The organism is Bradyrhizobium genomosp. I (2014), from assembly GCF_000261685.1.
Taxonomy (GTDB): domain Bacteria; phylum Pseudomonadota; class Alphaproteobacteria; order Rhizobiales; family Xanthobacteraceae; genus Bradyrhizobium.
In genome coordinates this window covers 1-7,673 of the sequence record NZ_AJQE01000380.1, presented here as the reverse complement: position 1 = coordinate 7,673, position 7,673 = coordinate 1, and the positions used below count along the sequence as shown (strand labels likewise).

The 7,673-nt window shown below is 63.7% G+C and carries 11 protein-coding genes; 3 read left to right on the top strand and 8 right to left on the bottom strand.

Annotated elements, in window-relative coordinates; all coding sequences use genetic code 11:
- Positions 1 to 39 precede the first annotated feature (39 nt).
- The 5 genes from IC50_RS33400 to IC50_RS33385 form a co-directional block, all read right to left on the bottom strand.
- The gene (locus IC50_RS33400) at positions 40 to 1,422 is read right to left on the bottom strand and encodes an aspartate aminotransferase family protein (RefSeq protein ID WP_035715448.1); all 1,383 of its coding nucleotides are present in this window, start codon (positions 1,420 to 1,422) and stop codon (positions 40 to 42) included.
- Positions 1,423 to 1,607: 185 nt separating this feature from the next.
- Positions 1,608 to 1,778 (bottom strand): hypothetical protein, encoded by a 171-nt coding sequence (locus tag IC50_RS42680; RefSeq protein WP_193374181.1) that lies wholly within the window; start codon positions 1,776 to 1,778, stop codon positions 1,608 to 1,610.
- Positions 1,779 to 1,808: 30 nt separating this feature from the next.
- Positions 1,809 to 2,372 (bottom strand): isochorismatase family protein, encoded by a 564-nt coding sequence (locus IC50_RS33395; protein WP_035715447.1) that lies wholly within the window; start codon positions 2,370 to 2,372, stop codon positions 1,809 to 1,811.
- Positions 2,373 to 2,397: 25 nt separating this feature from the next.
- Positions 2,398 to 3,018 carry a GNAT family N-acetyltransferase gene (locus IC50_RS33390; RefSeq protein WP_035715444.1) on the bottom strand — a complete coding sequence of 207 codons (621 nt, stop codon included), beginning with the start codon at positions 3,016 to 3,018 and terminating at the stop codon, positions 2,398 to 2,400.
- Positions 3,005 to 3,622 (bottom strand): hypothetical protein, encoded by a 618-nt coding sequence (locus IC50_RS33385; protein ID WP_035715441.1) that lies wholly within the window; start codon positions 3,620 to 3,622, stop codon positions 3,005 to 3,007. Before IC50_RS33385 ends, IC50_RS33390 begins: the two co-directional genes overlap by 14 nt.
- A 71-nt stretch (positions 3,623 to 3,693) precedes the next feature.
- Here IC50_RS33385 and IC50_RS33380 point away from each other — a divergent pair, with 71 nt between their 5' ends.
- Positions 3,694 to 4,734 carry a LysR family transcriptional regulator gene (locus tag IC50_RS33380; protein ID WP_035715439.1) on the top strand — a complete coding sequence of 347 codons (1,041 nt, stop codon included), beginning with the start codon at positions 3,694 to 3,696 and terminating at the stop codon, positions 4,732 to 4,734.
- 18 nt (positions 4,735 to 4,752) lie between these two features.
- On the opposite strand, the gene IC50_RS33375 is transcribed toward IC50_RS33380, so the two are convergent.
- Complete coding sequence (locus IC50_RS33375) at positions 4,753 to 5,910, bottom strand: autotransporter outer membrane beta-barrel domain-containing protein (RefSeq protein ID WP_035715437.1); 1,158 nt, start codon at positions 5,908 to 5,910, stop codon at positions 4,753 to 4,755.
- 378 nt (positions 5,911 to 6,288) lie between these two features.
- On the opposite strand from IC50_RS33375, the gene IC50_RS33370 reads away from it, so the two are divergent.
- Together IC50_RS33370 and IC50_RS41685 are read left to right on the top strand one after the other, a co-directional pair.
- Entirely contained in the window at positions 6,289 to 6,495 is a 207-nt protein-coding gene (locus IC50_RS33370; RefSeq protein ID WP_024338088.1) for a cold-shock protein, read from the top strand.
- 26 nt (positions 6,496 to 6,521) lie between these two features.
- Positions 6,522 to 6,800, top strand: a complete 279-nt coding sequence (locus IC50_RS41685; protein WP_157461176.1) for a hypothetical protein — start codon at positions 6,522 to 6,524, stop codon at positions 6,798 to 6,800.
- 15 nt (positions 6,801 to 6,815) lie between these two features.
- Here the strand turns inward: IC50_RS41685 and purN are convergent, their stop codons facing one another.
- Together purN and IC50_RS33360 are read right to left on the bottom strand one after the other, a co-directional pair.
- Complete coding sequence (gene purN / locus IC50_RS33365; protein WP_035715434.1) at positions 6,816 to 7,469, bottom strand: phosphoribosylglycinamide formyltransferase; 654 nt, start codon at positions 7,467 to 7,469, stop codon at positions 6,816 to 6,818.
- Positions 7,469 to 7,673: AIR synthase-related protein (locus tag IC50_RS33360; RefSeq protein WP_035715432.1), on the bottom strand; the 205-nt coding region annotated here is incomplete at its 5' end. The genes IC50_RS33360 and purN, both read right to left, overlap by 1 nt.

Sequence of the window (7,673 nt, the reverse complement as noted above, 5' to 3'; positions counted from 1 at the left end):
CGTCGCTTCGCTCCTCGCAATGACGAGGAGAGAGAGACCCTACGCCGGCGTCAGCTTCGCCACTTCGCCCTTCATGTCCTCCAGCACGCCCGAGATCGCTGCGACCAGATCGTCGATCTGGGCCTTGGTCGTGATCAGCGGGGGGCAGATGGCGATGGCATCCAGCATGTTGCGCGAGATCACGCCGCGCTCCTGGAGCATGCGGCTGGCGATGCCGCCGACAGCGCCGGGCGTCGCCGCTGCGGTCTTGCGTCCCTTGTCGAGCACGAGCTCGAGCGCTGCAATCATGCCGACGCCGCGGACCTCGCCGACCAGCGGATGGCTGGCGAGCTCACGCAGCTTGCCCTGCATGTAAGCGCCGAGCTCGGCGGCATGCGCAACCAGGCCGCGCTCCTCGATGATCTTGAGGTTTTCGAGCGCAATCGCCGATCCGACGGGATGGCCGCCCGCGGTGAAGCCGTGGCCGAGCACGCCGATCTTGTTGCTCTCGTCCGCAATCGGCTCGAACATGCGATCGTTCAGGATAATCGCCGACAGCGGAAAATAGCTCGAGGTGATCTGCTTGGAGACCACCATCGCGTCGGGCTTGATGCTATAGGTCTCGCAGCCGAACATCTTGCCGGTGCGACCGAAGCCGCAGATCACCTCGTCGGCGACCAGCAGGATGTCGTACTTCTTCAGGACCTTCTGGATCTTGTCCCAATAGGTCGCCGGCGGCACGACGACGCCGCCGGCCCCCATCACCGGCTCACCGAAGAAGGCGGCGATCGTATCAGGCCCCTCCTTCTGGATCAGCGCATCGAGCTCCTCGGCGCGGCGCGTCGCGAAGGCCTCCTCGCTCTCGCCGGGGGCGCCGTCCTTGTAGAAATGCGGCGAGCCCGTGTGCAGGATGTTCGGCAGCGGCAGGTCGAATGAACGGTGGTTGTTCGGCAGGCCGGTGAGGCTCGCGGACGCAATGGTGACGCCGTGATAGGCGCGCAGGCGGCTGATCACCTTCTTGCGCTGTGGCTGGCCGAGCGCGTTGGAGCGATAGGCAATCAGCTTCAGCACGGTGTCGTTGGCTTCCGAGCCGGAATTGGTGAAGAACACCTTGCTCATCGTAACCGGCGCGAGCGCGACCAGCTTCTCGGCGAGGTCGATCGAGGGCCCGTGCGATTTGGCGGAGAACGTGTGGTAGAACGGCAGCGCCTGCATCTGCTTGTGCGCCGCCTCGACCAGCCGCTTCTCGTTGAAGCCGAGCCCGACGCTCCAGAGGCCCGCCATCGCCTCGAAATAGCGCTTGCCCGCCGCGTCGAACACATAAGGCCCCTCGCCGCGCTCGATCACGAGGGGACCGGCCTGCTGATGGGTGCGCGCGTTGGTGTAGGGATGGAGCTGATAGGCCACATCCCGGGCCTCTTGCGAATTGGGCAGCATGGACATTTGCGGGGATCCTTGAAAGCGTCACGGCGCAGGCAGAGCCGGCGTCATCACTCGATGACCAAGATACTTGGCTAAGATACTTGGCTATTGCGACAACACAGAACTTGCAACGCCAATGTGTCGGCAGCAAGCGCTCGGCAGCGTTGCACAAGGACGCACACGCCAAGGGCACGGTGGGCGGCCCCTCACGCCGCGCCGTCGTCGTCCCCATCGTCGGTGGCGGCGATGGCCTCCCTCACCTCCACCAGCGCCATCGAGAGCAAATAAACTGTCGTCTGCAACCCAAGCCTGCGCGCCGTCTCGGCGGCACGCGACAGATCGCTCGCCAGCTCCTTGAGCTCATCTCCCCGTGACAATCTCTCACCCCATCCGCCGGTTGCGGCCGCCTACACCGCAACGGCGCCGCCGGTTCTGATCAGTTCGGCGCTGGAGCGCATTGTAGCAAAATTCCCGATGACATTCACTACCGCTCGTCTGTAGGCGGCGGCATCGTCCGTCCCCGGCTGCCGGCAAGCCACGGCGTCAGTGACCACCTGATAGCGATGGCTGCGGTGAAACCCTTCGACTGCGGTGGCCAGGATGGTCTCGTCCAGGGAGAATCCGATCAGGATGCAGCGCGTGGTACGGATACTGGACATGTAGTCCACAAAGCGCGACGAGCTGTAGGCAGACGGCAGCGGGTGCTCGAACGTCATCTCTCCCGGCCGCGGCTTGGTCGCCGCGGCCCAATCGGTCAGCCTGGATGCCGGATTGAACCAGGCCGCCTGCGCGATGCGTTTCAGATGCATCACCGGCCACAAATTACCGCGCCACAGCGTCAGCAGTTCCAGGCAACGCGCCGTCGCCACATCGCCGTCGAGGACGACATGCCGACGGCCAGGGGTCAGATATTCGACCTGAAGATCCGCACAGACCAGGATCGACGGATCATCGTGGACGGAAGCCAGCATTTTGTTGCGCGCCGCTGCACCAGTTTCAGCTGTCGGCGAGCGCGAGGTCCCGCAGCGGCGAGGTCACGGCCCGCCCCGCCGAGGCATCGAGCACGCCCGGCCGGTCCCAATCGCCCTCGGGGCGGATGATCACGTAAGGATCACTGTCCAGCGTGATGGCGTCCGGGCCCGGCTCGATCTCCAGCAGCATTTCCGTGTAGGAAAAATCCGAGAAGGTGATCTTGCGATTGTGACCGAGCGGCTTGGCACCGAAATGAGCCCAGAAATCGACCAGCCGGTCCTGCGCCTGGCCGTAGATCTTGCGGAAGCCCTTGCGTTTCACATAATCGACACTGGCCTGCACCAGCTTGAACGAGACGCGCGAGCGCCGATATTGGTGACGCACCGCGAGCCGCTCGACCTTGGCGAAATCGCCGAAGAACCGCACCCGCAGGCAGCCCGCAGGCTCGTTGCCGACGAAGCCTATGAAATGCGCTGCGACCATGTCGTTGCCGTCGAACTCCTCCTCGAACGGACAGTCCTGCTCGGCGAGATAGACCGCCGAACGGATAGCGGTCACCAGCATGAGATCGCTTGGATCGCGCGCGAGGCGGATGGTGATGGCGCGGGAACAAGGCTTGGCGACAGGAATCCTAGTACCGTGCATCTGCAAAGCTCCTTGATTGGATGATCGCGCCTGGCACGCGCATCGGCTGCCGATGCCAGGGACGCTCGTAGCACCAAAGGTCGGGTTGGAAGCTCGGGACAGGCGCAAAGCCCGTCGCCTTCATGATGTCGCGTCCGGCCACCGTTGACGGCTGCGCATAGCAATCCGCGCCGCGAAACCTTATCTGCCGCAGATGAGCCGCGGCCTTGCCAAGACCGGCGATGCCGCGCCCGGTCGCCGCGATCGCCCAGATGTAGATGGCTGCGACCTCTTCGTCCGCCGACGCGAGATAACGCGTCTCGGGCGCGGTGAGGCAGATCTCGTCGAGCAGCAGCGCATCGTGCCCGCGGTCATTGAGAAACAGGAAGGCCATGCCGCCGACGAGCTTGCCCTTGCGGCTGAAAGTCAGGATACTCTGAGGATCGAGAGTGAAGTACCGCGCAAGGTCCGTTGCGCCGATCTGCACGCCCGGCACCAGCTGGTGCGCCATCTCCGAAAGCGCCGCAATTTCGGAAAATTGTGCACAGCGAACGTCGACATCCGGGGTCTGCGGCAAGGCATCGAAATCATGCCTTGCGGCAAACGAGCCCCTTTCCATACTCATATCACGCCTTTATCGTTCGAGGCTTTCGTGCCCCGCTATGGCCATGAGCTTAGCGGTTGGGGATCAGGAGTATGCAGCAGTTATTGCACCGGGGTGCTGCGATGATGCAGCACCGTGAAGAAGCCCTGGATGCGTCCTGGGACGATTTGAAGCTGTTTTTAGCGTGCGCAAAATATAAAAGTTTTCGCAATGCGGCCGAAGAGCTCGGGCTCACCTCCACGACCCTGATGCGCCGCATCGACCGGCTCGAAGAGAGCATCGGCTGCAAGCTGTTCCTGCGCGACCAGAGCGGGCTCACGCTCAGCGATGAAGGCACCGCAATGATCGCCGACGTTGCGCATATGGAGCGTCATGCCTTCAACGTCTTCCGCCGCGCCTCGCGATCGTCGAACGACACCTCGGGCACCGTGCGCGTCGCGGTGACGGAAGGCCCGGGCAATTTCTGGATCCTGCCGCGACTGATCGATTTCCAGAAGACCTACCGCAAGATCACGGTCGACCTGCGTTGCGCGATGGAGCAGGCCGACGTCGCGCGGCTTGAATCGGACATCGCGATCCAGCTCGAGCCGCCGACCAATCCCGATCTGATCGTCACCAAGCTCGGCCGCCTCCACATCTATCCCTTCGTCTCCAAGGAGTACGAAAACCTCTACGGCGTGCCGACGACCTTGGCCGATCTGAAGAACCACCGCATCATCAAGCAGAGCGCGCCGCAGGTCGACGACGGCGCCTATGCCCGCGTGCTCGGACTGAACTCGCTCGAGGGCATCGTCGGGATCAGGACCAATTCGTCGGTCGGCGTGCTCTATGCCGTCGAACGCGGCGCCGGCATCGGCTTCCTGCCGACGGTATCGATCGCACTCGGCGCGCCACTGGTTGCCGTCGATCTCGGCGTCAGCCACCACGCCGATCTCTGGCTCACCTATCACAGGGAATTCCGCACCTCCGAGCGTCACAAGATCGTGGTCGACTGGCTGAAGAAGATTTTCGATGCCAGGACTTATCCCTGCTTCCGCGACGAGTTCATCCATCCCAACGCGCTGGTGCCGATGATGACGGCCGCGCGCGAGGGGTTTGGATTGGCGGGCTATGTCGCGGCAACGCCGACGTGAGCGCAGGCGGGCTTCAGCTCACCATTTGTATTCGAAGCCGACCGTGCCTTGGTGCGAGGTGAGCTCGTTGCGGAACTTGCCGTCGTAATTGACGTAAAGCCGTGCCACGTTGGTCAGGCTCAGCGAGGCCGAAGCGCCGGCATCGGCGCCGTAGCGGCTCTCGCCGATGCCGGGGACGACGATGCTCTGGGTCCCCAGGCTGACCTGGACCGATCCCAGGTCCTGATGGAAATTGTCGACGAACTTGCCGTAGGCAGACAGGTCCAGGATCTTCTGGTCGATGATGAAGTAGCGGCCGATCTCGGCCCCGATCATGACGCGCGCACGCGACAGCGCCGTCGAGCCGACGTCGAGCGGATCGAGCCCGCCGGTCTCCTGGAAGGACGCGCTGGTGGCGCGCACATATTCAAGCGCCCCCTTTGGCACGATGCGCATCTGGTCGTTGGTCCAGTAATAACTGATCTCGGTCAGCGCACCGTCGACCGTGGCGAGATAGCCGGCGGTCGCAAACCCAAGACCGGTGTCGCGGCTGGAACGGACCTTGCCGAAACCGTGCACGAGCGCGAAGGCCCAGGTCCATGGGCCCTTGTCGACCGAGCCGTTGAAGCCAAGCTGGGTCAGGTCGAGCGTTGCCGACTGGAGCGCGAGTGGCACGTCGATGTCGGTATGGCTCTGGTCAATGGAGAAGCCGATGTTGACGCCAGGGGCGAGCCGCGCCCCGAAGCCGGCGACGCCGCCAAAGGTCCTGCGCTTGTCGCCGACGAAGTCTCCTTGCGCATCGGTCCGCACCGAGATGCCGTAGCCCTCGAACCAGGTGCGATAGCGCGGATCTTCCGCGCTCGCCGACGCGCCGCCCCCTCCGGGATTGGTACGGAATGCCCGGTTGAAACCATTCGATGCCTGGTTGCCCAGCCGCTCCAGAAATCCGGAACCGAAATTGAGCATGCTGTTGCCGGCCGACTGATCGTAATTGGTCGCGGTCGGCATCGGGACCGGGGTCGGCGACGGTGTGGGCGTCGGGGTCGGCGTAGGCGTCGGACTTTGCGCGCGGACGGGCGTCGCGGCCGACATCGCTATGACCAGCGCAAGCGCGGTCGCAATCGCAGCCGTGATCCGGCGGACGCGGTTCAGCCCGATCGTCTGCCGTGTCCCGGAGAGCTGCGAGGTGCAGCGCATGACGACTAAATCCCGAAGCAAATGGCGGCCCGCAAAAATGCAACACGAGGCTCGCGCCGTGTCGCGATTTGTGCCGAACTGCCACGGAGGGTCAACGGCTCGCCCGCTGCCGCCAAGGCTATTGCCCCCGATTGTGGTTCCGTGGCCACAGGTCGCAAATAGCAGACGATGGCACCCGCCGCGGTCTTGAAATTCGCGCGCGGCTTGCTACCGTGCGAATTTCGTGTTGCAATATCGGACACAATCGGAATTGGCCGCTCGGCTGTGCGTTTCGCGACGTTGAGACTCAAGACTCGAACAGACTTCCGGAAGCCCGTTTGTGGCGTGGCACGCGAAAAGCGGCCGCGTCGTTTTTATATCTAGTGGAGGAGACTAGCGATGCCGCAAAAGGGCACCGTCAAATGGTTCAACCCGACCAAGGGCTATGGGTTCATCAAGCCGAACGGCGGCGACAAGGACGTGTTCGTCCACATCTCCGCCGTCGAGCGCGCCGGACTCTCCACCCTCAACGAGAACCAGGTGGTTGAATTCGACCTCGTGGAGAACCGCGGCAAGTCATCCGCGGAAAACCTCAAGGTCTCCTGATGTCTCTCAACTGAACGCGAGAGATCATGACGTTGCCCCCGGCTCTGCCGGGGGATTTTGTTTGGGGACAGATAACCCCGCAGATAAAGTGCTCGGCTGGAGTAACGGAAATCGCCAAACAACCTTTGCTAACTGGCGAACACCAGCGCCCATCTTCGGCGCACGACGTCTTGCCCACGGATGTTGAGGTGACCACCGCTTTCGAGGTTTTCGGCTCGGAGCTTCCGGAGGAGGCGTTCGAAGGTGTGCTCGATCAGCCGCGGCCAATCTACAAACCGGTCAATTGGTCATTTCGTGGCTCGTAGGCCCCGACACCTTTTTTACCCAACCACCGGCGCAACCAAGAAATTCTCCGACGCCGCGCTTCCGTCCGTCTTGCAGACATCGCCCTCGATCCGGACCTTGCCGGTCGCAAGCAGCCGCAGAGCCTCGGGATAGATGCGATGCTCGACCTCGAGGATGCGCTCGGACAGCGTGTCGGCGGTATCGTGGTCGCTGACGGGCACCGCGCCCTGCATCACGATCGGGCCCGCGTCGGTCTCGGGGATCACGAAGTGCACCGTTGCGCCTGATAGTTTCACGCCGGCGCGCAAGGCCTGGCCGTGCGGATCGAGGCCGGGGAAGGACGGCAGCAGCGAGGGATGGATGTTGAGCATGCGCCCGTACCAGGCCCTGGTGAACTCGGCCGTGAACAGGCGCATGAAGCCGCCAAGACAGATCAGCTCGATGCCGTGCCGGTCGAGCGCTGCCTGCAGCACCTTCTCGAAGCCGGCGCGGTCCCTGCCGAACGGCTTGCTCTCGATCACCAGCGTATTCACGCCGGCCGCCTTGGCGCGCTCGAGCCCGGGCGCGTCGGCCTTGTTCGAGATGACGAGCGAGATTTCGGCCGGGAAGTCCGGAGCGGCGGCGGCCCTGATCAGCGCGGCCATGTTGGAGCCGCGCCCGGAGATCAGGATGGCAACGCGGCGCTTCATCACAGCGCCAGATCGAGGTGGCCGTCATAGACGACCCGGTGCTCGCCCTCGGCCGGGATCACGGTGCCGAGCCGCGCCACGGTCTCGCCGGCATCGGTGAAGACCTCGACGACCTTGTCGACCTTGTCGGGCTCGACGATCGCGATCATGCCGATGCCGCAGTTGAAGGTCCGCAGCATCTCCAGCTCGGCGATGCCGGCCTGC